Below are 24,083 nucleotides of genomic sequence, written 5' to 3' on the forward strand. Positions count from 1 at the left end.
AGGACGGGCGCGCGGTCAAAAGAAAGACAGGACCATGCTGGAGATTTCCGGCCTGACAAAGCGCTATGGCGAGACGCTGGCGCTGAGCGGGGCCACAATCACCTTCCGCCCCGGCACCATCCACACGATTCTCGGTGAAAACGGCTCGGGGAAATCGACGCTTGTGAAACTGCTGTCAGGCATCGTGGCCCCCGACAATGGCACGATCCGGATGGAGGGGCGCGAGATCACGGCCCGCAGCCCCGCCGGTTTTCGCGAGGCCGGTTTCGCCACCGCTTTCCAGGAGGTGCTGATCGCGCCGGACCGGTCGGTCAAAGACAATATTCTGCTGGGGCTTGACGGGTTTTTCCGCCGCCATATCCCGCGGTCGGGCCGTGCCGCCCGGGCCGCAGAGCTGTTGTCGCGCTTTGCCTGTACAAAGATTGACCCCGAGGCGCTGGCGGGCACATTGCCGCTGGCGGCGCAGCAGCTGGTGGTGCTCGCCCGCGCGGTTGCGCGCGCGCCAAAGGTGCTGATCCTTGATGAGATCACCGCCGCGCTTGATTTTGCCGACCGCGATTCCGTCTTCGCCTTCATGAAGCGCAGCGCGGCTTCGGGCGCGACGCTTCTGTTCATCACCCACCGGATGGATGAGGTCATGGCGCTGTCGGATGATATTTCCGTGCTGCGTTCGGGGCAGGTCGTGCGTTCCGGCCCGCGCGCTGATGCAACGCCTTCAGGGCTTTTGAGCCTGATGGCGCCGGAAGGAGGCCGTCATGGCTGATCTGAGTGCAACCGGCCTGATGCTGCGCCCGGGCGCGCGTGCCTTTTCGGCGACCATCGGCGCAGGCGAGATCCTTGGCCTCGCCGGCCTCGACGGCCACGGCCAGGATGCCTTTCTGCGCAGTCTGACAGGGCTTGAAAAAAGCGGCGGCGAGGTCGCGCTGAACGGCCAGCGAATCGGCAGCTTCCGTGACGCGGAACGTGCCCGCATCGTCTATGTGCCGCGTGACCGTCGCGCGACGGGGATTTTTCCTGGCCTCTCGATCCTCGACAATTTCGCGATTGCCACCGCCGGGCGTGACCGGCGCGGCCCGCTGATCTCGCCCGCTGCGCGCCGTGCCCGGTATGAGATCTGGCGCGAGCGGTTGCAGATCAGGGCGCCATCCCCCGAAGCGCCGATCACCGCACTTTCCGGCGGCAATCAGCAAAAGGTGTTGCTGGCGCGGGCTCTGGCGCGCGAGCCGGAGGTCCTGTTGCTGAACGACCCGACGCGCGGTGTCGATGTGGCGACGCGGCATCTGCTTTATGATCTGTTCCGCGATCTGGCGGGCGAGGGGATGGTGCTGGTGATCCTCTCCTCCGAGATCGAGGAGATCCTCGCTTTGTGTCACCGCGTCCTGGTCTTCCGTGACCACGGTCTGGCAGCGGAACTGTCAGGAGAGGCGATGCAGACCGATCAGGTGATTGCCGCCATGTTCGGGAGGGCAGGCTGATGCGGGTTCTTGGGCGCTATACATTCGCCATTGCCATTCTCGTGGTGCTGCTTGTCGCCAACCTGGTGATGAACCCGGCGCGGTTTCATCCGGCGGCCTGGGGCACGCTTCTGGGCATGGCCGCGCCACTGATCGGGGCGGCTCTGGCCTCTACCCCGGTGATCCTTGCGGGGCGCGGCGGCATCGATATCTCTGTCGGCCCGGTGATGGCGCTGGTCTCGGCAGTAGTGATCAAGGTGCTCTATCTTGATCACGGGCTGAGCTCACCCCTGATCCTCTGGCCGGCTGCGCTTCTGATCGGGGCACTGATCGGCGCGTTCAACGGGTTCATGGCGGTGATCGTGCGGGTGCAGCCCATCGTGGCGACTTTGGGCACTTATCTGATCCTTGGCGGGCTGACGCTGACCATTCTGCCTGCGCCCGTCGGCCCGGCGCCGGACTGGCTGAAGGCGATGGCAGGGGGCTGGAGTTTCCTGCCGCTGGGCGTGATCGGGCTTTTGTGGTGGGGCTTAAGCCGTACGCCGTTTCATGATCAGCTGATGGCGGTGGGCTCAGACGACCGTGCGGCCTATACCGCCGGGGTGCCGGTCTCGCTGGTCCGCTTTCTGGCTTATGTGATCACCGGCATGCTGGCGGCGGCGGCGGGGATGATGCTGACCGCGCTGATCGGATCGGCCGACCCGAAAGTGGGCGCGAATTACACGCTGATCGCGATTGCCGCCGTGGCGCTTGGCGGCGTCAGCCTCGCGGGCGGCAAGGGCGGACTGCTGGGCGCGGCCATCGGCGCCTTTGACATCTTCCTGCTGCAAAGCCTGCTGACCGCATTCAACGTCTCGACCTATGTCTTGCAGGTCGCTTATGGCGCGATCCTTGTCACGGCGGTCGTGCTGATCGCGTTCCAGGATCGCGGCACGAAAAGGAGCCATGCATGAGCCGGTATCTCACAGGAATGAAGGCGCGGATCATCGGTGCCTTTCTGGTCGCGGCACTGCTGCATCTGATCGGGACCGTGTTGATTCCGGGCTATTCGGCGCCCTTTGCGATCCGGGCGCTGCTGGTCATCGCCGCGCTGCTCGCAGTGGCCTCGGTCGGGCAGACGCTGGTGGTGATCCTTGGTGGCATCGACCTCTCGATCCCCTTCATCATCGGCTTTGCCAATGTGACGGCGGCGCAGCTTTACGGACAGGGCTGGCATTTCGGGCTGGTTTGCCTTGTGGTCTTTGGCCTCGCGATCCTCATCGGTGCGCTGAATGGCGCTTTGTCGCGCGGGCTGAACATCCATCCGCTCATTGTGACGCTGGGCATCGGCATGATCGTTCAGGGTCTTGTGCTGATCTGGACCAAGGGCTTCCCGACGGGATCGGCCCCAAAGGCGGTGTCGTCTTTCGTGTCGATCGGGGGATCCTTTGGCCCGTTGCCGGTGCCGGCGCTGATCCCGGCCTTGCTGGTGATGACCCTCCTTATCGTTCTGGTGCTGGAGCGGACGCCCTGGGGCCGCCGTCTCTATGCGCTTGGCGCGAACCCCGGCGCGGCGCCATATGCGCTGATCAATCCGCTCTGGGTCTGGACCTCGACTTTTGCCGCATCGGCGTTTTTCGCGGCGCTGGCGGGGATCCTGCTTCTGGGCTTTACCGGGTCCGCTTACGGCGATGTCGGTCAGCCCTATCTGTTCCAGACCATCGCGGCGGTCGTGGTCGGAGGGGCGGCCCTGGTGGGCGGGCGCGGCAGTTACATCGGCACCCTGGCCGGCGTGCTGGTTCTGACCGAAATCAATACGCTTCTGATCGGCTTGAACTTTTCGCCTGCCTCGGTACAGGCTGCGTTCGGCGCGATCATCCTGCTGCTCGTCTCGCTTTATGGGCGGGAGCGCCATTTCCGCACAACCGTCTGAACCGGAACCCGTCTTATGCGTCTGAGCGATTGCCACAATTTTCACGACTTCCGCCGTCTGGCGAAACGTCGCCTGCCGGGGCCGATCTTTAACTATATCGACGGCGCGGCCGATGATGAGGTGACACTGCGCCGCAATACGGCAGCCTTTGAAAGCGTCGATCTGGTGCCGAATGTCCTGCGCGGGGTCGAGGAGATTGACCTTTCGACCACGGTGATGGGGCAAAAGCTGGACCTGCCGGTCTATCTGTCGCCGACCGCGCTGCAGCGGCTCTTTCACCACAGGGGCGAACGCGCGACCGGTGCCGCGGCCGAGGCCTATGGCACCATGTTCGGCTGTTCATCTCTGGGCACCGTTTCCCTGCAGGAACTGCGCGAAAAGCATCGCAGCCCGCAGGTCTACCAGTTCTATTTCCACAAGGACCGGGGCCTGAACCGCGCCATGATGCAATCGGCGAAAGAGGCCGGCATCAATGTCATGATGCTGACGGTGGACAGCATCACCGGCGGCAATCGCGAGCGCGATCTGCGCACCGGTTTTTCGATCCCCTTCCGGCTCACGCTGGGCGGTATGTTCCAGTTTGCGATCAAACCGGCCTGGGGGATCAATTATGTCACCCATGAGAAGTTCAGCCTGCCGCAGCTGGATGCCCATATCGATATGAAGGGCGACAGCCTGACCATCGGGCGCTATTTCACCGAGATGCTCGACCCGTCGATGACCTGGGATGATGTGGAACAGCTCCGCGAAGAATGGGGTGGCGAATTCTGTCTGAAGGGCGTGATGAGCTCTGACGACGCCCGCCGCGCTGCCGATATCGGCTGTTCCGGGATCGTTTTGTCGAACCATGGCGGGCGGCAGCTTGACGGCTCGCGCTCCGGCTTTGATCAGCTGGATGAGGTGGTGCAGACGGTGGGCGACCGGCTCGATGTGATGATCGACGGCGGCATCCAGCGCGGGACGCATGTGCTGAAAGCGCTGAGCCTTGGGGCGAAGGCGGTGGGTCTTGGGCGGTTCTACCTGTTCGCGCTGGCAGCGGCAGGGCAGGCGGGGATCGAACGCGCCCTTGGCCAGATGAAGGCCGAACTGACCCGCGACATGCGCCTGATGGGCGCGAAGAGCATATCTGAGCTGAACCGCGACAATCTGCGATTTCGCTGAGGGCGGATAACAGGGCGGGGGAATCGGGGGGGCTGATGCTCCCCTTTTTCAGGGGCGAGGGTCAGAACGGGCGATGCTGCGATGCAGAAACGGGCGCATTGCGGGGTTTTCGTGATCGGCAGAAAAAGGACTTGATCTGCGAAATCCATGGTCGGAAAGACGCTGAAACACGTATTTCAGGGTTTTTCGGGCCGGAACTGGCTGAATTTGCGTCACTTCCTGCCTGCCGCGTTGCAGCGCCTGGCAAAGATCCGCCAGTCGCAGAAATATCTCGAAACAAAAACTTGATTCAAATCTGTTTCCCCGGCTTTGTCCTGCCACAGCCCGGCACAGACCGGGCCATGAGCAGATCAACAAGACGACGCCGGAACGGGACCACATGATTTTCACCGCTGCAAAACCGCTTCTCCGGAGCCTGGCCGTGCTTTGTGCCGCTCTGACGCTGAGTGCCTGTATGGGCCGCGATATTGCCCCGGATGGTCCGGACAGCTCGATCTTTGGCAGCGTTGATTCGGGGCGTCAGGCGATGGCGCTGCTGGAGGCAAAGCAGAAGCAGTCGAAGGGGCAGCGCGTCTGGTGTGTTCCCTTTGCCCGCACCGCGAGCGGTGTCGACCTGCGCGGCGATGCGAAAACCTGGTGGAATGCGGCCGCCGGCCAATATGCGCGCGGCAACCAGCCCCGCCCGGGCGCTGTGATGGCTTTTTCGGCAACGCGGAAAATGTCGCGCGGCCATATCGCTGTGGTCTCGGAAGTGATTTCCGAACGCGAGATCCGCATCAACCATGCCAACTGGGTCAAAAACAAGGTCCAGATGGATATGAAAGTTGTTGATATCTCTAAGAAAAACGACTGGAGCGACGTCAAAGTCGAGCGGGTCGCGGGCGAGATGGGGCTGTCTTCCTATCCGATCAACGGCTTTATCTATCCGAACTGAGACCGTTCCGGGATCGTCGATCCTGCATCGTTCAACCGGTAAATCAAATTGAAAAGGGGAGGCAGCGTGCCTCCCCTTTGTTGTTTATGCCTGTCGCTTTTGGAAGCTGAGGCGCCTCAGCCCGGCTGTTTCGCAAAACGCAGGTAAGGCAGTTTGATATCGAGCTCGCCATATTTTTCGGCAGCCTGGTCGTTGTTCAGGCTGAGGGCCACGATCACGTCCTCGCCCGGGATCCAGTCGGCGGGGGTCGCGAGCGGCTTGCCATCGGTGAGCAGAACCGCGTCGACCGCGCGCAGGATCTCGGCGAAGTTGCGGCCGACCGACATCGGGTAATAGATCGTGAAGCGGACCTTTTTATCCGGCCCGATGAAATAGACTGCGCGCACGGTGGCGGTATGGGCCGGGGTGCGGCCGTCGGTCGGGATGTAGTAATCCGCCGGCAACAGGTCATAGGCTTTGGACACGGTGAGGCTGGTATCGTCGATGATCGGGAAATCGGCCGGCGCGCCGCCGAAGGCCTCGATATCGCGCTTCCATTTCTCATGATCGGCTTTGCCATCAACTGACAGGCCAATCACCTTGATGCCGCGCTTTTTCCATTCCGGAATCAGGCGCGCAACGGCGGCGAATTCGGTGGTGCAAACCGGGGTGAAATCACGCGGATGGCTGAAGATGATGCCGTAGCTGTCCCCGAGCCAGTCGTGGAAGCTGATGGTGCCGGCGGTGGTGTCGGCGGTGAAATCGGGGGCGATATCGTTGATGCGGACGGACATGGAAGCACTCCTCGGGAATTTCCTGCGCCAGATTTACGCTTTGTGGAAGAATATTTCATCCCCCCACGGTGTTGTCGCGGCAAATTAGAACAGCTTTCCTGACCAGGCCGCAGGCAGCGGAATGATTTTGGTGTCTTGCCAGATTCGCCAGCAGCACTCTTCCCCGGGAATGGCGGCGCGGGGGAGAGCAGGCTTGCGTCCCGGCCCGGGAAAGCGCTATTTTTGATCAAATGCTTTCGGGCCTGTCATCATGGCACGCCCGAAACCTGCCACTCCCAGAACCGAGGCCGGATATGCTCATCAAACGCGACTTCTACATCAATGGCGCCTGGATCGCCCCTGCGAAACCCCGTGATTGCCAGGTGATCAACCCGTCGAATGAAGAGCCCTGCGCGGTGATTTCTTTGGGAGATCAGAGCGATACCGACCGTGCGGTTGCTGCGGCCAAGGCGGCCTTGCCGGCCTGGCGCGCAACACCCCCGGCGGAGCGGGCGCGACTGGTGGCGGCCATTCTCGACCAGTATGAGGCGAGAAAGCAGGAATTCGCCGAAGTGATCGCGATGGAAATGGGTGCGCCGATTGACTTCGCGCTGGAAGAACAGGCGCCCTGCCTGCCCTGGCATACCACGAATTTCCTGCGCGCCTTTGAGCATATCGAATGGATCCGGCCGCTGGGAGATCACGCGCCGGGCGCGGCCATCGCGCTGGAGCCGATCGGCGTCGTCGGGCTGATCACGCCCTGGAACTGGCCGGTCAATCAGATCGCGCTGAAGGCCATTCCGGCGATGCTGGCGGGCTGCACCTGTGTGCTCAAACCCTCGGAAGAGGCGCCGCTGGATGCGATGATGTTTGCCGAATTCTGCCATGCGGCGGGGATCCCTGCGGGCGTGTTCAACCTTGTGAACGGGGACGGAGCCGGCGTGGGCTCGCAGCTCTCCTCGCATCCGGATGTCGAGATGATCTCGTTTACCGGCTCGACCCGCGCCGGGCGGGCGATCTCGAAAACGGCGGCTGAGACGCTGAAACGGGTGACGCTGGAACTGGGGGGGAAGGGGGCGAATCTCTTGTTCGCCGATGCGCGCCCGGATGCGGTGCGCTGGTCGGTGGCGCGGATGATGGAGAACACCGGGCAAAGCTGTAACGCGCCTTCGCGTCTGCTGGTCGAGCGCCCGGTTTATGACAGGGTTGTAGCCGAGGCGGCAGATCTCGCGAATGCGATTGCGGTTGGCCCGGCGGATCAGGCGGGGCCGCATATCGGCCCGGTGGTGAACAAGCGGCAATGGGATCAGATCCAGGCCTATATCCGCAAAGGCATCGAAGAGGGCGCCCGCCTCGTCGCAGGCGGGCCGGATCTGCCAGAGGGCTTCAATCGCGGCTTTTATGTCAAACCAACGGTCTTTGCCGATGTGAAGCCGGGCATGACCATCGAGCGCGAAGAGATCTTCGGGCCGGTCCTGGCGATCATCCCCTTTGACAGCGAGGAAGAGGCGGTGGCCATCGCCAATGACACGCCATATGGGCTGACCAATTACGTCCAGACCGAAGACCAGGCCCGGGCCAACCGGCTCGGTCGCGCGCTTGTGTCCGGCATGGTCGAGATGAACGGCAAATCGCGCGGGGCGGGCGTCTTCTTTGGCGGCGTGAAGCAGTCGGGCCGTGCCCGTGAAGGCGGCATCTGGGGGCTTGAAGAATTCCTCGAGCCGAAAGCGATTTCTGGCTACGGCTTCTCGGCTGGCTGATCGCGACGGAAGACCGGCCCCAGGGCCGGTCTTTGCCTCCGGCGGGGATATTTAAGGACAGAAAATGATCCCACTGCTCCCGCGTCATTTTCTGTCTCCAAATATCCCGGGGGTGAGCCGCGCAGCGGCGAGGGGGCAGAGCCCCCCTATAGCAAGGTTTCCGGCAGAAATGCCGCAGGAATCATGTCGCGCCCTGCGGCAACAAGGTCCGCGAGCAGCTCTGCACAAACCGGCGCCATGCCAAAGCCAGTCTTGAACCCGCCATTCGCGATGAAATGCCCTGGTCGCCCGGGCCAGGCCCCGATCACGGGCGCGCGGCTTTTAGCCCGCGGGCGGATGCCGGCCCAGCGTTCCATAACTTCGGCCCTGTGCAGCACCGGCAGCACGGCGCGCGCGCGCGCGATCAGTGTCTCGGCCTGGGCATCGGGTCCGACTGTCTGCCAGGCGCTCTCGCTGGTTGATCCGACCGCCACGGTCCCGTCGCCATGTGCAACGATATGGAGCCCGGGCGCATAGATCTGCGGCGCCTCCCGCGCTGCGTGGCGCAAGAGCACCGCCTGGCCCTTCACGCCTGCGCCCAGCTTGTGGCCGAAATGAGCCGAGAGGTCCGCGAGCCCCTCATATCCGGTCGCATGAACCACGAGGCCCCGGTCGTCTGCCGCTTCCTGCCCGATCACCACCCCCCTGGCGCGCAGCGCATGTGCGAGCGAAGCGAGCGCCCGGCGGGGAGAAATCCGGGCCGTCAGTGTATCCGAGATCAGCCAGCCGCTGGGGGAGGCAGGCTCCCAGGGGGCGCCCGTGGCCGGGATCACCCGCCATTCAGCAGCGCCTTGCCAGAGGTCGCGCGCCGCTGTCTCCCGCGTCCGTGCAAGCTCCAGCGCGGCCGTATCGGCCACTGCCTGCAACCGGCCCGCCCGCAGATAAAGCGGGTCGGTCCCGCCGGCGCGATGGACCTCGTCCCACCAGGCCCCGGCCATGATGAGGCTGCGAAATTGCAACGCCTTCATCTCATTCCAGGCCTCCGGCGCATGCGGTGCCAATGCGCCGACCAGCCCGCCCGAGGCGCCGGCGCCGATGGCGCGCGTCTCGATCACCTGCACCCTTGCGCCACGCTTTGTCAGCGCCCAGGCTGTGCTCAGCCCGAAGATCCCCGCGCCGCAGACCGTCACATCGACGCTTGCCATCCCGCCTCCGCTGTCGCATGGGGCATCAACCCGTCAGGTGAGCCATGCCCGAGATTCCCGAAACCGAATTTTCCGAAACCGACCTGCCCAAAGCCGTCATGTCCGGAACCGCCAGCCTGAGCTGGCTCGGGGATGCGATACCCGTCGCCACCAGGTTTGACGATCCCTATTTCAGTCTGAAGGGCGGGCTGGAGGAGACGCGCCATGTCTTCCTTGGCGGCAATGATCTGCCGGCGCGGCTGCAAGACGGATTCCGCATCGCCGAACTGGGCTTCGGCACCGGGCTGAACCTCCTGACCCTCGCGCTGGCCTGGCATCAGCAGGACCCCGAGGGCGCGGGCCTTTTGCATTACACCACATTCGAGGCCTTTCCGATGGCGGTGGAAGACATGGCCCGCGCACTGCAGCATTTTCCCGAAGCTGCCGCCATTGCCGCGCCGCTCCTTGCCGCGATGAGCGCGGGCGAAGCCCGTTTTCGACTGCCGGGGATCGCGGTCGAGATCGTGCATGGCGATGTGCGGGATGGGTTGCCGGCCTGGACCGGGCGGGCCGATGCCTGGTTCCTGGATGGGTTTTCGCCGGCGAAAAACCCGGAAATGTGGGGCGAGACGCTGATGGCCGAGGTGGCGCATCACACGGCAAAGGGCGGCACTTTCGCCACCTATACCGCGGCTGGCCATGTGCGCCGCGCGCTGGCCGGTGCCGGGTTCGAGGTCAGCCGCCTGCCCGGTTTCGCGGGCAAGCGGCATATGTCTGCGGGGGTTTTGCGCTGATCAGCGCAGCACCATCCCATCGGGCCAGCTCATCGTATAGCCGAGCGAGATCTCTTGTTTTGCGCCGGCCTCCAGATCGAATTCCCAGGCCATGATGCCGCGCTGCCCCTCGAGATCCGTCACCGTCGGTTGTGGCGAGATCGTGGTCTTCACGCTCAGATCCTGCTGTTCCGAATAGGGCACCTGGTCGATCACCTTCACCGGCCAGCTCTCGGATCCGAGGTTTTCGATCCGGAGGATCGCGGTCTCGCTCAGCTGGTTCGAGGTCGAGAAGACGCCGGTCTGGCCGCTGTCGCGCTGTGGCATGTCGCGGCTTAACGTGATGCTGTCCAGCGCGCCGAAAGCGATTTCGGTTTCCTTGCCGGCGGGGATCAGACCAAGGCTGGTGGTGCCGACCAGCACGCCCTCGCGGTAAAGCAACGCCTCCCCGGGCAGCAGGGGCTCGCCGGAGCTGTTTGTGAATTTCGCCATGACAAAGGCGCTTTGATCGCGGGAGGGAACGGCAAGGGCGAAGATCCCGGGTTCGGCCTGCAACGGATCAAGCGAGAGGCGCAGATCTTCGACCCCATCGGCGATATCGACCTTGCGCGGGTAATGATAGACCACGGTATCGCCTTCCATGGCAGCACTTGCGCTGATGGGCGCAGGCTCGGCGGCAAGTGCGGGGGCGGTGACCATATCCATCTCGGCCGCGCCCATATTGCGCGCGCGTTCAAGGGCGGGGGGCTGTTCCTTTTCGATCCAGCGCTGCCAGGGCCAGAGCGTCGAGGGGGCGGATTGCTCGGAGGGGCGCGACGAGGACAGGATCAGGTCGACCCCGCCCCAGTCTTCACCGGTTTGCTGGCTCACAAGGACCGAGCGGTCGATGGTGAGTCCCGCGCCATCCTTACGCGTCAGGCGCAGATCGTAGAAGGGCCGCCAGCTGGCCGCATCGACATAATGGGTGAGGGTGATGGTTTTGGACCCGGCCTCTGCGCTTTCAAAACTGACCGAAAGCACCGCGTAATCCTGTGCAGCGGACGGCAGGGCGGCGAGGCTGGCCTCGGCGTCGGTCAGTGCCTTTTGCGCCTCTTCCAGCGCCTTTTGTGCCGGCCAGAGATCGGCGCGGGCGGCGCTGGCTTCCTCGGCGGCGGCGAGGGTTTCCTCACCGATCACTTTCGCGAAATCACGCAGCGTTTCGGCGGTGGCGCCTTCAGGCGGCTGGCCGCTGATCGAGGCGAGATAGCCTGCCCTTGCATTGGCGGCCTGGATCCGGGCATTGCCGGCTTCGACCGCCGTGGTTGCCGCGCGCAACCCGGCCTCCGCCGCCTCAACGGTGGCTTTCGCAGCCTGCTGATCGGAGGTCAGCACTTCCTCGCGGGGCGGAAGCCGGTCGCTCCGCAGCGAGAAGGCGCCGGTCGAGATCCCCTCTGCCGCCACCAGCTGCATCAGGCCCGGTGCGGTATCGGCCGGCAGATCGGTGATCAACAGCTCATGCGTCCCGGCAGAGGGGCTGTCGAAGGTCACCGCGCGGGTGATTTTCGCGCCCTGAGGGTAGACGGTGACCGAGGTGATCTGGCTGCCGGCGGTGATCGTGTCGGCAAGTGCGGGGAAGGCTGTGGTGGCCAGAAGGGCCGCAAGAAGGGCACGCATGGAACGGCTCCGGTAAGGGATGACTGCACCAGGCTAGCGCTGTCGGGCCGGCATCGGCAAGAATGGAAAACCCGGCCCAGGGATCGGGGGCCGGGCTGCGTTACAAGATGTCCCGGGGTACGGGCGTGATCCCTGGCGCTCGAGGACCCGACCCGGCTCAGGCCGGAAAGCCCCGGCACAGCGCCAGAACAAGATCCGACATCTCGGCATCAAGCTGCGCGCGCGGCACGGCGATGAACCTGTCCTGCAAGGCAAGTTGCACTGCGCCCTGGACCGCGCCGAAAAAGGTCCGCACCCGGATCATCAGCGCCTCCTCGCCAAGCGCGGGGAAGACCTGCGACAGTGGCAGCGCGATCAGCGCCATCAGCGCCTCCTGCTCCGTTCGCATCCAGTCGGGCAGGGGCTTTTCGGGCGCGAGCTGGAATTCAAACAGGGCCGCCCATTCTTTCGGGCGGTCCGAGGCGAAGGCGATATAGGCCCGCGTCTGCGCCTGGAGCCGTTCCACCGGCGGCGCATCGGCCCCGACAGGGGCCAGCGCGGCGCGCAAATCCGCGAGCGTCCTTGTATTGACCCGCATCACCAGCTCATCAAGATCGCCAAAGGCTGTGTACAGCGCCCCGAGCGCGCAACCGGCCTCGGCGGTGATCTCGCGCGCCTTCAGATGTGCAAGGCCGCGGGTCGCGATCTGCCTCGCGGTCACCGCGATCAGCCGCTCCCGGAGCTCTTCCTTGCGTGCCTCGCGATTGGTTGCCATTTGGCCTCCGATAATTTTTTGAACAACGTTCATTTTTAGTCTTGAACGGCGTTCATAGTTGTGGTTCAAAGCGATTATGAACAATGTTCATAACATGGAGAACAAGATGTTCAAGACCCTGGTTGCCCTGAGCCGGAGCCGGAATCACGATCTGACCCAGGCGGTCAGGGATGCCAATGCATTGCCGATCCTGCGCCAGCAGATCCGTGACAGCGCGGCCGGAGTGCAGGCGGCGCGGCGGTCCCTTGCGATGGTGATGGCGCATTCGGCCCGGGAACGCGGTATTCTGACCCGCATCGATGCGCAGATCTCGGATCTGGAAACCCGCTGCCTCGGCGCTCTTGCCATGGATCGCGACGATCTGGCGGGCGAGGGGGCGGCGGCCATCGCGAGGCTCGAGGCCGAGCGCACCACGGTGCAGGCGGCGCTTGGCGCCTTTAACGCCGAGATCGCCACGCTGCAGCATCAGCTCCAGGAGGCCGAGCGCCGGCTGCGTGATCTGGATCGCGGCAGCCACATCGCCGAGGCCGTTTCCAAAAGCCAGAAGCTGCGCGGCGTGCTGAACCACGGCGCCAACGCCTCGCTCAGCGATGCCGAGGAAACCCTGGCCCGCCTGCAGCAGCGCCAGCAGATCGAGGAAACGGCAGCGAACTCGCTTTCGGTGATCACGGCCTGCCAGAGCGCCGAATCGATCAGCAACCGTCTTGCCGCCGCAGGCTGCGGCCCGGCGCTGGAGACCGATGCCAGCGCAGTGCTGGCCCGCCTGAGAGCCCGGCAAGAGTAATCGCCAGAGCGCCGGCAATGGCGCAAGGATCAAAGCATTAGCTTCCCCTCCCCAACATTTCAGTGAGCCCCCCGATGACCGACCAGCCGATCCGCACCTCGCAGGCCTTCAACATGTTCAGCTATGTCAATTTCGTGGTGGCAGCCGCGATGATGGCCGGCGGCGTCTATTTTATGGAGGCGAGCTTCGCCGCGAAGGGCTTTTATGCCATGGCCGCGCTGATGCTGGTCAGCTCGACCGTCGGTGTGACCAAGGCCCTGCGGGACAAGGAAGAATCCGAGCGGGTCTATAACAAGCTGGAAGAGGCCCGCACCGAACGCCTGCTGGCCGAGGTTTCTGCCGGCAACCGCGCTGCCTGATCTGGCCCGGATGAATGAAAACGGCGCGGCAGAAGGATCTGCCGCGCCGTTTCTCATCCTGTCAGACGGGATCAGCCCTTTTTCAGAACCCGGTTGCCCAGGGTCTCTGCGATCTGAACCGCGTTGAGGGCCGCGCCCTTGCGCAGGTTGTCCGAGACGCACCACAGCGTGATGCCGTTATCAACGGTCGGGTCCTGACGCACACGGCTGATATAGGTCGCATACTCGCCGACCGCCTCGATGGGCGTGATATAGCCGCCCGGTTCGCGCTTATCGATCAGCATGATGCCGGGTGCCTCGCGCAGGATATCCTGGGCCTCCTGCCAGTCGAGCGGCTCTTCAAACTCGATATTGATTGCTTCCGAATGGCCGACAAACACCGGCACCCGCACGCAGGTCGCGTTCAGTTTGATCTTCGGATCGAGGATCTTCTTGGTCTCGGCGACCATCTTCCACTCTTCTTTGGTGGAGCCGTCGTCGAGGAAGACGTCGATATGCGGGATCACGTTGAAGGCGATCTGCTTGGTGAATTTCTTCGGAGGCACTTCATGGACCGGGTTATAGACCGCTTTGGTCTGCTCCCAGAGCTCGTCCATGCCTTCTTTGCCGGCGCCCGACACAGACTGATAGGTCGAGACGATCACACGTTTGATCTTTGCGCGGTCATGCAGCGGCTTCAGCGCCACAACCATCTGCGCGGTCGAGCAGTTCGGGTTCGCGATGATGTTCTTCTTCGCATAGCCCATGATCGCATCGGCATTCACTTCCGGCACGATCAGCGGCACGTCCGGATCATAGCGATAGAGCGATGAGTTATCGATCACCACGCAGCCGGCGGCGGCGGCTTTCGGTGCGTAGAGTTTCGTCGCATCCGAGCCCACGGCAAACAGCGCCATATCCCAGCCGGTGAAATCGAAAGTGTCGAGATCCTTGGTCTTCAGGGTCTTGTCGCCAAAGCTGACCTCAGTGCCCAGCGATTTTCTGGATGCCAGAACGGCAATCTCGTCCACCGGGAACTCGCGTTCAGCGAGGATGTTCAGCATTTCGCGGCCCACGTTGCCCGTGGCTCCCACGACGACGACCTTATAGCCCATCGGGGTTCTCCTGTTACCCTGACCCTGCAAGTCGCGCAGGGTAAGCCCGTCCCGGATCATCCGGGAACGAGGCCCCTTATCTGATCGCGGCAAGGTGGTAAAGCGCGTTTGGTACATCGGGCTTTGCCCGCGTCACCGCTGGTGCAGGTGTTCATGCCGAAGAAGCCTCCGGCGGGGATATTTAGAGACAGAAAATGAAAAGAAGAGATGTCATTTTCTGTCCTTAAATATCCCGGGGGAGGGCGGCGCAGCCGCGAGGGGGCTGGCCCCCTCTGCCCGGTGGCCGCAGGCGCCGCTCAGGCCGGTTGTGCCAGCGGCTGCCGCTCGCGGATGGGCAGATGCACCAGCGCCGAAAAGGCGCCAACGCCGACGCCGATCCACCAGACGAGGGTGTAATTCCCATGCAGGTCATACATCTTGCCCCCGAGCCAGACGCCGAGGAAGCCGCCGATCTGATGCGAGAGGAACACAAATCCATAGAGCGTTCCCATGTAGCGCAGGCCCCACAGATGCGCGACCAGCCCTGAGGTCAGCGGCACCGTGGCCAGCCACAGGGATCCCATCACCGCCGAGAAGATCAGGACTGAGGCCGGGGTGATCGGCAAGAGGAAGAACACCGCCGCAGCTATGGTGCGCAGCACATAGATGCCGCAAAGGAGATATTTCTTTGTATAGCGCTTGCCCAGCCAGCCGGCGAAAATCGTGCCCGCGATATTGAAGAACCCGATCACCGCAATCGACACCGCTCCGAGCGCAGAGGTTGTCGTGATCCCGATCATCGCGAGGAAGCCGCCCGGATCAATCGCGCCGCAGAAATCGGTGACAAAGGCCGGAAAATGCGCGGTGATAAAGGCCAGCTGATAGCCGCAGGAAAAGAAGCCAAGGAAAATCAGCGTGTAGGATGGGTCTTTGAAGGCGCGGCGAAGGACCTCGCCGAGGCTCTCTTCCAGCTCGGCCTTTGAGGCGACATGTTCAGAGCGGATGAAGGGCAGCGCGAAAAGGGTCAGGAGCACCACGCCGGCAAAGATCACGAAGACCCATTGCCAGGAATAATATTGCATGAGGAATTCGGCCGCAGGTGCGCCGAAGACCTGGCCCGCCGACCCCGCCGCCGTGCCGATCCCGAGCGCCATCGAGCGGTTCTCGGGCGCCGCCGCGCGGCCGACGATTGCGAGGATCACGCCAAAGCCGGTGCCTGCGATCCCGAAGCCAATGATCACCGCCAGCATCTGATGTTGCCAGGGCTGGGTGGCCATCGCCGTCAGCACAAGGCCGAGCGCATAGAGTATGGCACCGCCGATGATCGCCCTGCGGTCGCCGAATTTCTCGGCCAGCGCGCCGAAGATCGGCTGGCCGATCCCCCAGGCGAGGTTCTGGATCGCGATGGCCAGGCTGAATTCGCTGCGCGCCCAGTGGAACTCTGTCGCCACCGGGATCTGGAAGACGCCAAACGAGGCGCGGATCGCGAAGCCGATCATCAGGATGACCGAGCCCGCGATCAGAACGGGGGTCATCAGCGGGGCTTTGGTGGCGGCGGTCATCTGGGACATCGGGCATTCCTTTTGGCGTGGCGGCACCCTGCGCCGGGTCCCGGATGGCGTCAAATGCTGAATTGTGATGCATACAAGCGCTCCCACCCGGGCACGCGTCATCCCAACCAGACCTGGCCTCTTGCCCCCGCGACCGGGCGGCGCGAATGTGAGCGCAAACGGAAGGCTGCGATGGAGGCGCGGGAATGCCGGAATGCGCGCAGATGCTGGCTGTTCCTGTCGCAAAGCGGGCGAAGGCTCGCTTGCGGACCAGTAGCGCCGCGAACGGCTGCTCTAGCGACCGGCTTGCCCGCGCGGTGACCCAGGCTATGGCGGCGGTCTTCATCGCGCGGGGTTGAAAACGTTACAGGATACAGTGAGTTCAGTAAGGGGGCGGGTGTGAGCAAAGCGGTGGGTGACTGGTGGAAGGGCGCGGTGACCTATCAGGTCTATCCGCGCAGTTTTCAGGATTCGAATGGCGACGGGGTCGGAGACCTGCCCGGTATCACCGCGCGTCTGCCATATCTGGCGGGGCTCGGGGTGGATGTGGTCTGGCTCTCGCCGGTGTTTCGAAGCCCGATGAAGGATATGGGCTATGACGTGTCAGACTATATCGATATCGACCCGGTTTTTGGGACGCTCGCCGATTTCGACAGGCTGATCGCCACGGCGCATGACCTCGGGCTGAAGGTCATCATCGACCAGGTGATCAGCCATTCGTCAGATCAGCACCCGTTTTTCACGGAAAGCCGCGCCTCGCGCGATAATCCGCGCGCCGACTGGTATGTCTGGGTGGACCCGGACCATGACGGCACGCCGCCGACGAACTGGCTTTCGGTCTTTGGCGGGCCGGGCTGGACCTGGGATGGCCGCCGCCGCCAGTTCTATATGCATAACTTTCTGACATCGCAGCCCGATTTCAACTACCATAATCCGGAGGTGCAGGACTGGGCGCTCTCGGTCCTGCGCTTCTGGCTGGAGCGCGGCGTGGACGGTTTCCGCTTTGATACGGTGAATTACTATTTCCACGACCGGAAGCTGCGCGACAATCCGGCTGACTGGCGCGATCTCGCCGATCCGCCCGACAATCCCTATGACATGCAGGATCACCTGTTCGACAAGAACCGGCCCGAGAACCTGGCCTGGCTGAGCCGGATCCGGGCGCTGCTGGATGACTATGGCGCGGCGAGCGTGGGCGAGGTCGGCGACACCCATCGCGCGATCCAGATGATGGGCGACTATACCGCGCCGGGGCGTCTGCATCAGTGCTATAGTTTCGAGATGTTCGGGCGGAGTTTCACCCCTGGCTATTTCCGCGACCGGATCGAGGCGTTCTTCAGCGGCGCGCCCCAGGGCTGGCCGATGTGGGCCTTTGCCAATCATGACGTGCCGCGCCAGGTGACGCGCTGGCTGCCTTATGCGGTCGACCAGGGCAGCCTTGCGAAACTGGCGGGCGCGCTGTTGCTGTCATTCGAGGGCTCGATCTGCCTGTGGGAGGGCGAGGAGCTCGGCCAGACCGATACCGAACTCAGCTTTGAGGAGCTGACCGATCCGCAGGGCATTGCCTTCTGGCCGGCGCCGGTCGGGCGCGACAATACCCGCACGCCGATGGTCTGGGATGCGAGCGCCAATGGCGGCTTTACCACCGGCACGCCATGGCTGCCGGTAAAGGCGCCGCAGCTGGCGAGGAATGTCGCCGCGCAGGAGGGTGCCCAGGGCTCGGTTTTGGAAAGCTACCGCGCGATGCTGGCCTTCCGCCGCGCCGAAGCCGGGCTGCGTGCGGGCAAGACCACTTTCCTGACCGCGCCCGATCCGGTGCTGGCCTTCCTGCGCGGCGATCTTCTGTGCCTCTTCAATCTTGGCAAGGAGGCAGTCAGCCTGCGCCTTGACGGTGAGGGGAGCCAGGCTGGCCCGTCCCAGGGCCTTGGCCTGACACCCGGCGCTGTGCGGCTGGACGGGAATGGCTTTGGCTTTCTGCGGATCACCGGCGGGATCCCGGGGCTGAGCTGAGGCGCGGGCTGTCCTCTGGGGGGCGGCTGAGCGGCACAATCCCGCCTGATCGACGGGCGTTTTGCCCATGGTTGTGCCCTTTGCAAACCTGCCCTGCAGTCGTGCATAGACTGGACCATGGACAGCCGCCCGCCGTTATCGCAAACAACGCCAAAAGGCTGACCGGCAGATTCCGGTTTCTCATTTCATATCAGGTGCCCCATGTCCCCGCCGCTCAGTGGCTCTTCCGCGCCCGGCCGCTCTTCCGATTATCGCTGGGCGATCCTTGCGCTCGCGCTTGGCGCTTTTGCCATAGGCACGTCTGAATTCGCCTCGATGGGGCTCTTGCCCTGGTATGCGAAAGACCTTGGTGTCCCGGAGGCCGAGGCCAGTAAAGTCGTAGCGGCCTATGCGTTCGGCGTGGTCGTGGGCGCGCCGCTGACCTCGTTTCTGGGCGCAAGACTGCCCCGGCGGCGCTACCTGGCCGGGCTGATCGCAGCTTACGGCGTCCTGAACCTGCTGGCGGCGGTGCTGCCGGGCTTTTCGACGCTGCTGGTGACGCGCTTCCTTGCCGGGCTGCCGCATGGTGGTTTCCTTGGGGTGGCGATGCTTTTTGCCGCCGATGCGCTGCCGCGCGAGCAGCGGGCAAAGGGCGTCACCCAGGTCATGCTGGGTCTGACGGTTGCGAATATCGTCGGCGTGCCTTTCGCGGCGCTTTTGGGCCAGGGCCTTGGCTGGCGGTTCGGCTTTGCGCTGCCAGGCGTGCTTGCGCTGATTTCAGCGGTGCTGATCCTGAAACTGGCGCCACGGGTCGGCGTTGACCCCAATGCGCGCCCGATGGATGAGCTGCGGGCTTTGTTCAACCCGTCGGTCCTGCTGACACTTGCGGTGGGGCTGATCGGCTGCGGCGGGCTTTTCGCGGTCTATTCCTTCCTCTCGGCGGCGATGCTTGCGACGGCTAACCCGCCGGGCTGGGGTGTTACGCTGATGTTGGCCACCTTCGGCGTGGGGATCACGCTGGGCTCGATCCTGGCAGCCCGGCTGACGATCCGGCTCGGAAATATGAAAGCGGCGCTGTCCCTGCTGATTTTCATGATCCTGGCGCAGGCCTATGCGTCTTACGCGGTGGGCGACTGGGTGCAGATGACGCTGTCCGCCTTCCTGATCGGGCTGAGCTCGGGCGTTTTTGTGCCGCTGCAGACCCGGCTGATGGATGTCGCGGGCAAGGCGCAAAGCATGGCGGCGGCAATGAACCACGCGGCCTTTAACGCGGCAAACGCGCTTGGGCCGCTGGCCGCCGGTTTCGCGCTGCATTGGGGCTATCGGTCCTCGGGGATCGTGGCGATCGGTTTTTCGGTGGCCGGGATCGCGATGCTGGGCATCCTTGCCCATTACGCGAAGACCCATGAGGCGCCGCAGGCGAAATAAGGCGAAAAAAGAAAAAGGCGGGTGAGAGGATCACCCGCCTTTTTTGTTCATGCCCGGTCGCAGATTATTCCGGCAGGATCCGGACCGCGCCCTTATCGGCCGAAGACGCAAAGGCCGCATAGGCCTTGAGCGCGGTGGTCACATTGCGCTTTCTTGGCTGTGCCGGTTTCCAGCCCAGACGGTCCTGTTCGACGCGCCGCGCAGCCAGTTCCGCCTCGGGGACCGCGAGCGTGATCGTGCGGTTCGGGATGTCGATCTCGATCAGGTCGCCATCACGGACCAGGCCGATGGTGCCGCCGGCTGCCGCTTCGGGGCTGGCATGGCCGATGGAAAGGCCCGAAGTGCCGCCCGAGAACCGCCCGTCGGTGATCAGCGCACAGACTTTGCCGAGGCCCCGCGATTTCAGGTAAGAGGTCGGATAGAGCATTTCCTGCATCCCCGGCCCGCCTTTCGGCCCCTCATAGCGGATCACCACCACATCCCCGGCCTTGACGCCCTTGTTCAGAATGCCCTTGACCGCCGCGTCCTGGCTCTCGAACACCACAGCCGGGCCGGTGAATTTCAGGATCGACTCGTCCACGCCTGCGGTTTTCACGATACAGCCGTCCAGCGCGATATTGCCCTTCAGGACCGCAAGGCCGCCCTCTTTCGAAAACGCATGTTCGACCGAGCGGATCACGCCCTTCTCGCGGTCGGTATCCAGGCTTGGCCAGAGCGAGCTCTGCGAGAACGCAACCTGCGTCGGCACACCACCGGGGGCGGCGAGATACAATTCCCGCGCCTCGGGGTTGTTCGTCACTGCGATGTCCCAGGCGGCAAGCGCCTCGCCCATGGTCTCGGAATGGACCGTCGGGCAGTCGCGATTGATCAGCCCGGCGCGGTCGAGTTCGCCCAGCAGCGACATGATGCCGCCGGCGCGGTGGACATCTTCCATATGCACGCCCGCCACATTCGGCGCGACCTTGCTCAGACAGGGGACCTTGCGCGACAGGGCGTCGATCTCATCCATGCCGAAGTCGACGCCGCCTTCCTGGGCAATGGCCAGAAGGTGCAACACGGTATTGGTCGAGCCGCCCATCGCGATATCAAGCGCCATCGCATTGTCAAAGGCCGCGCGGCTGGCGATGGTGCGCGGCAGCACATTCGCGTCATCCTGCTCGTACCACCGCTTTGCCAGCTCGACGATCATCCGCCCCGATTTCAGGAACAGCCCCTTGCGGAAGGCATGCGTCGCCAGCGTCGAGCCATTGCCCGGCAATGCGAGACCAAGCGCCTCTGCCAGGCAGTTCATCGAATTGGCGGTGAACATCCCCGAACACGACCCACAGGTCGGGCAGGCGGCCTTTTCAATGGCATCGACATCGGCGTCAGACATCTTGTCATCAGCCGCCGCGACCATCGCGTCAACGAGGTCAAGCTTGACCTCGCGCCCGTCGCCGAGCGTCACCTTGCCGGCCTCCATCGGCCCGCCTGAGACGAAGATCGCCGGGATGTTCAGCCGCATTGCCGCCATCAGCATGCCGGGGGTGATCTTGTCGCAGTTTGAGATGCAGACCATGGCATCTGCGCAATGCGCATTCACCATATATTCAACCGAATCCGCGATGATCTCGCGCGAGGGGAGCGAATACAGCATCCCGTCATGGCCCATCGCGATCCCGTCATCGACGGCGATGGTGTTGAATTCTTTCGCGACACCGCCCGCCGCCTCGACCTCGCGCGCGACCATCTGGCCGAGGTCTTTCAGATGGACGTGCCCTGGCACGAATTGGGTAAAGGAATTCACGATCGCGATAATCGGCTTGCCGAAATCGCTGTCCTTCATCCCCGTGGCGCGCCAGAGCCCGCGGGCCCCGGCCATATTGCGGCCATGCGTGGTGGTTCTGGAACGATAGGCTGGCATCTGGCTGTCGTCTTTCGCCTGAGAGCCTCCCGCCGCACCTCCTCCGGGTGACGGTCTGGCAGGAAGCCGGGTTTGGGGTTTCCACACTGAGTTAACGTAAGCGGGGCGCGGTTTAAAGGGCTGTTACAGCTTTGCGCCTTCCACAACCGGGGCAGCGGTTGGCCAGGCTGCGCCCGCGTGCTAGTCCGGGGTCAGGCAGAGGTCAAAGCGGAGGCAAGGGTGACCACGGGGCTGGCTCAGGCAGACCTGATTGCGGTGCTGGCCGCGGTGACCGGGGACGCGCCCCGGGTGATGACGGTTGCCGCCGGCGAGGCGCTGCCCTCGGGCCCGTTCACCTCGTCACATCGCAGCCTGCAGGCGGGGCTCAGGGACTGGATCGAAAGCCAGACGGGGCATCCTGTGGGGTTTCTGGAACAGCTTTACACCTTCGCTGACCGTGACCGGGGGGAAGACGCGGATCTGCGGCGGATCTCGATCTCCTATCTCGGTCTCGTGCGCGAACAGGCGGCGCCGGGGGCGGGGCGGCCAGAATGGCATGGCTGGTATGAATATCTCCCCTGGGAGGATCACCGCAGCGGCCTGCCCGAGGGCTGGCACAGGTTGATTGCCGCATTGAACCTCTGGGCGGCCAGCGATCCCGGGCGCGTGCAGCGCGTCGCCCATGCTTTCGGCCTTGAGGGTCAGGCCTGGAACGAGGATCTGGTTCTGTCACGCTATGAACTTCTCTATGAGGCCGGGCTGGTTGGCGAGGCCAGCGGTCTGATCGGGGCTGGGCTGGCAGGCGCAGGGCGGGCCATGCAGGGGGATCATCGCCGCATTCTGGCAACAGGGATCGCGCGGCTCAGGGCCAAGATCAAATACCGCCCCGTGGCCTTTGAACTTATGCCGGAGAGTTTCACGTTTCTGCAATTGCAGCGCCTGGTTGAGGCGCTGATCGGCCTCAGGCTGCATAAATCGAATTTTCGCCGGCAGATCGACCAGCAGGACCTGATCGAGGAAACCGGCGAGACCACGGCCGAATCCCGTGGCCGGCCCGCCATGCTGTTCCGCTATCGCCCGGCGGTGCTTGAGGCACGCGCGCTCGCCGGCACCAGGCTGCCGGTCAGCCGGGGCTGAGCCTTACGCGAAATCAGTCAAAGTTGGAATTGACATAAACTCACATCGAGTATATTTCGCCTTCACCTATATATGCTCATTTTGAGTATATTTTATCAGACACCCCGGAAAATGGGGGACAGGGAAGGGATGACGATGACCGCTATTGCAGTCGACACAGTGCTGGAGCGGGCGGGGACCGGCAGGTTCCAGCGCCGGCTTCTGGGAGTCTTTGGCCTCGTCTGGACGGCGGATGCGATGCAGGTGCTGGCCGTCGGCTTCACCGTCGCCTCCATCGCGGCCAGTTTCGGGATGGAAGTACCGCAGGCCCTGCAGACCGGCACGCTGTTCTTTCTGGGCATGCTGGTGGGCGCCTCGGTTTTCGGGCGGCTCGCGGATCGCTTCGGGCGCCGCAGGATCCTCCTGATCACGGTGGCGATGGATGCGGTCTTCGGCATCGCCTCGGCCTTTGCCCCGGATTTCACCACGCTGCTGGTCCTGCGTTTCCTGACCGGCCTCGCGGTTGGCGGCACGCTGCCGGTGGATTACGCGATGATGGCCGAATTTCTGCCGCCGTCACGCCGTGGCCGCTGGCTGGTGATGCTGGAAGGCTTCTGGGCGGTGGGAACCGTGATCGTGGCGCTGACCGCCTGGGCGGCGAGCAGCTGGGGCGGGATCGAGACCTGGCGCGTGATCTTTTTCGTGACCGGCGTGCCGGCGGTGATCGGCATCTTCCTGCGCTTCTGGATCCCGGAAAGCCCGTTGCACCTTCTGCGCGAAGGGCGCGAGGTCGAGGCAAAAACCGTTCTAGATCAAATGCTTGTCATGAACGGAAAAACCGGGACTGGCACCGCGCGGATAGAGCTGCCCCGGGCCTCGGGTGCGACCGGGATCTTCTCGCCGGCGCTGATCCGGCGCACCATCCCGATGCTGGCGGTCTGGTTCCTTGTCTCGATGAGCTATTACGGGGTCTTCACCTGGATGCCGGCACGGCTGGCGAATGAGGGCTTCGGCTTTGTCCGCGGCTATGGCTTCCTCGTCGTGCTGGCCCTGGCGCAGATCCCCGGCTATGCGCTGGCGGCCTGGGGGGTTGAGGCCTGGGGGCGGCGCAAGACGCTGATCGGATTCCTGATCCTGAGCGCGGCGGCCTGCCTTTTGTTCACCCTCTCGACCGGGCCAGTGCTGATCGCGACCGCGCTGATGGTGATGAGTTTTGCGCTTTTGGGCACCTGGGGCGCGCTTTATGCCTTCACGCCCGAGCTTTATCCGACCGCAAGCCGTGCGACCGGCATGGGGGCGGCCGGGGCGATGGCGCGGCTGGGCGGGTTGCTGGCGCCTTCGGTTCTGGTGCATCTCTTCATCCAGGACACGGCTATGGCGATCGGGCTGTTCTCGGGCCTCCTGGCCCTGGCGGCGCTGCTGGCCTGGACGATAGATGCCGAGACCAGGCAAGCCGCATTGAACTGACCGATTTGCAACAGAAAACGCCGCCCGGAGATCATTCCGGGCGGCGTTTCTTTCACTTATCCGACCTCAGATATCGAGAGTATTTTGTTTTTCCCATTGTGTGAAATGGCCGCAATATT

The 24,083-nt window shown here is 63.8% G+C and carries 22 protein-coding genes; 15 read left to right on the forward strand and 7 right to left on the reverse strand.

What is annotated here, in order from left to right; genetic code table 11:
• Positions 1-34: 34 nt before the first annotated feature.
• The 7 genes from JC607_RS18715 (at position 35) to JC607_RS18745 (ending at position 5,461) form a co-directional block, all read left to right on the forward strand.
• The gene (locus tag JC607_RS18715; RefSeq protein ID WP_198838409.1) at positions 35-763 is read left to right on the forward strand and encodes an ATP-binding cassette domain-containing protein; all 729 of its coding nucleotides are present in this window, start codon (positions 35-37) and stop codon (positions 761-763) included.
• Positions 756-1,475 (forward strand): ATP-binding cassette domain-containing protein, encoded by a 720-nt coding sequence (locus JC607_RS18720; RefSeq protein ID WP_198838410.1) that lies wholly within the window; start codon positions 756-758, stop codon positions 1,473-1,475. The genes JC607_RS18715 and JC607_RS18720 overlap by 8 nt, the downstream gene beginning before the upstream one ends.
• Positions 1,475-2,407, forward strand: a complete 933-nt coding sequence (locus tag JC607_RS18725) for an ABC transporter permease (protein WP_198838411.1) — start codon at positions 1,475-1,477, stop codon at positions 2,405-2,407. Before JC607_RS18720 ends, JC607_RS18725 begins: the two co-directional genes overlap by 1 nt.
• Positions 2,404-3,366 (forward strand): ABC transporter permease, encoded by a 963-nt coding sequence (locus tag JC607_RS18730; protein ID WP_198838412.1) that lies wholly within the window; start codon positions 2,404-2,406, stop codon positions 3,364-3,366. Before JC607_RS18725 ends, JC607_RS18730 begins: the two co-directional genes overlap by 4 nt.
• Before the next feature lie 15 nt (positions 3,367-3,381).
• A complete protein-coding gene (locus JC607_RS18735; protein WP_198838413.1) occupies positions 3,382-4,527 on the forward strand; it encodes an alpha-hydroxy acid oxidase in 1,146 nt (381 codons plus the stop codon).
• Positions 4,528-4,674: 147 nt separating this feature from the next.
• Positions 4,675-4,815 (forward strand): hypothetical protein, encoded by a 141-nt coding sequence (locus tag JC607_RS18740; RefSeq protein ID WP_198838414.1) that lies wholly within the window; start codon positions 4,675-4,677, stop codon positions 4,813-4,815.
• Positions 4,816-4,906: 91 nt separating this feature from the next.
• Positions 4,907-5,461, forward strand: coding sequence for a CHAP domain-containing protein (locus JC607_RS18745; RefSeq protein WP_198838415.1), 555 nt, complete (start codon positions 4,907-4,909; stop codon positions 5,459-5,461).
• 116 nt (positions 5,462-5,577) lie between these two features.
• On the opposite strand, the gene JC607_RS18750 is transcribed toward JC607_RS18745, so the two are convergent.
• Positions 5,578-6,234: a peroxiredoxin gene (locus tag JC607_RS18750; RefSeq protein ID WP_198838416.1), complete on the reverse strand. Its 657-nt coding sequence runs from the start codon at positions 6,232-6,234 to the stop codon at positions 5,578-5,580.
• Positions 6,235-6,527: 293 nt separating this feature from the next.
• Between JC607_RS18750 and JC607_RS18755 the strand changes: the two genes are divergently transcribed.
• Complete coding sequence (locus JC607_RS18755) at positions 6,528-7,973, forward strand: aldehyde dehydrogenase family protein (protein WP_198838417.1); 1,446 nt, start codon at positions 6,528-6,530, stop codon at positions 7,971-7,973.
• A 146-nt stretch (positions 7,974-8,119) separates the two neighbouring features.
• On the opposite strand, the gene JC607_RS18760 is transcribed toward JC607_RS18755, so the two are convergent.
• Complete coding sequence (locus JC607_RS18760; RefSeq protein ID WP_198838418.1) at positions 8,120-9,157, reverse strand: FAD-binding oxidoreductase; 1,038 nt, start codon at positions 9,155-9,157, stop codon at positions 8,120-8,122.
• Positions 9,158-9,201: 44 nt separating this feature from the next.
• Here JC607_RS18760 and mnmD point away from each other — a divergent pair, with 44 nt between their 5' ends.
• The gene (mnmD, locus tag JC607_RS18765; protein ID WP_370584875.1) at positions 9,202-9,930 is read left to right on the forward strand and encodes a tRNA (5-methylaminomethyl-2-thiouridine)(34)-methyltransferase MnmD; all 729 of its coding nucleotides are present in this window, start codon (positions 9,202-9,204) and stop codon (positions 9,928-9,930) included.
• Here mnmD and JC607_RS18770 read toward each other — a convergent pair whose 3' ends face one another.
• Both JC607_RS18770 and JC607_RS18775 read right to left on the reverse strand, forming a co-directional pair.
• Positions 9,931-11,562, reverse strand: a complete 1,632-nt coding sequence (locus tag JC607_RS18770) for a DUF4139 domain-containing protein (protein ID WP_198838419.1) — start codon at positions 11,560-11,562, stop codon at positions 9,931-9,933.
• Between the two features lie 157 nt (positions 11,563-11,719).
• The gene (locus JC607_RS18775; RefSeq protein WP_198838420.1) at positions 11,720-12,316 is read right to left on the reverse strand and encodes a TetR/AcrR family transcriptional regulator; all 597 of its coding nucleotides are present in this window, start codon (positions 12,314-12,316) and stop codon (positions 11,720-11,722) included.
• Between the two features lie 106 nt (positions 12,317-12,422).
• Here JC607_RS18775 and JC607_RS18780 point away from each other — a divergent pair, with 106 nt between their 5' ends.
• Complete coding sequence (locus tag JC607_RS18780) at positions 12,423-13,100, forward strand: PspA/IM30 family protein (RefSeq protein WP_198838421.1); 678 nt, start codon at positions 12,423-12,425, stop codon at positions 13,098-13,100.
• 74 nt (positions 13,101-13,174) lie between these two features.
• Positions 13,175-13,459, forward strand: a complete 285-nt coding sequence (locus JC607_RS18785) for a YiaA/YiaB family inner membrane protein (RefSeq protein ID WP_198838422.1) — start codon at positions 13,175-13,177, stop codon at positions 13,457-13,459.
• 71 nt (positions 13,460-13,530) lie between these two features.
• Here JC607_RS18785 and JC607_RS18790 read toward each other — a convergent pair whose 3' ends face one another.
• Positions 13,531-14,553, reverse strand: a complete 1,023-nt coding sequence (locus tag JC607_RS18790; RefSeq protein WP_198838423.1) for an aspartate-semialdehyde dehydrogenase — start codon at positions 14,551-14,553, stop codon at positions 13,531-13,533.
• A 296-nt stretch (positions 14,554-14,849) separates the two neighbouring features.
• A complete protein-coding gene (locus JC607_RS18795; protein WP_198838430.1) occupies positions 14,850-16,094 on the reverse strand; it encodes an MFS transporter in 1,245 nt (414 codons plus the stop codon).
• A gap of 399 nt (positions 16,095-16,493) precedes the next feature.
• On the opposite strand from JC607_RS18795, the gene JC607_RS18800 reads away from it, so the two are divergent.
• Both JC607_RS18800 and JC607_RS18805 read left to right on the forward strand, forming a co-directional pair.
• Positions 16,494-18,092 (forward strand): alpha-amylase family glycosyl hydrolase, encoded by a 1,599-nt coding sequence (locus tag JC607_RS18800; RefSeq protein ID WP_198838431.1) that lies wholly within the window; start codon positions 16,494-16,496, stop codon positions 18,090-18,092.
• A gap of 201 nt (positions 18,093-18,293) precedes the next feature.
• The gene (locus JC607_RS18805) at positions 18,294-19,499 is read left to right on the forward strand and encodes an MFS transporter (RefSeq protein WP_198838424.1); all 1,206 of its coding nucleotides are present in this window, start codon (positions 18,294-18,296) and stop codon (positions 19,497-19,499) included.
• A 64-nt stretch (positions 19,500-19,563) separates the two neighbouring features.
• Here JC607_RS18805 and ilvD read toward each other — a convergent pair whose 3' ends face one another.
• Positions 19,564-21,402, reverse strand: a complete 1,839-nt coding sequence (ilvD, locus tag JC607_RS18810; RefSeq protein ID WP_198838425.1) for a dihydroxy-acid dehydratase — start codon at positions 21,400-21,402, stop codon at positions 19,564-19,566.
• A gap of 219 nt (positions 21,403-21,621) precedes the next feature.
• Here ilvD and JC607_RS18815 point away from each other — a divergent pair, with 219 nt between their 5' ends.
• Positions 21,622-22,518, forward strand: a complete 897-nt coding sequence (locus JC607_RS18815; RefSeq protein ID WP_198838426.1) for a hypothetical protein — start codon at positions 21,622-21,624, stop codon at positions 22,516-22,518.
• A gap of 135 nt (positions 22,519-22,653) precedes the next feature.
• Complete coding sequence (locus JC607_RS18820) at positions 22,654-23,964, forward strand: MFS transporter (RefSeq protein WP_198838427.1); 1,311 nt, start codon at positions 22,654-22,656, stop codon at positions 23,962-23,964.
• Positions 23,965-24,083 lie beyond the last annotated feature (119 nt).

It is taken from the genome of Paracoccus sp. IB05 (genome assembly GCF_016405985.1).
Lineage (GTDB): Bacteria > Pseudomonadota > Alphaproteobacteria > Rhodobacterales > Rhodobacteraceae > Pseudogemmobacter.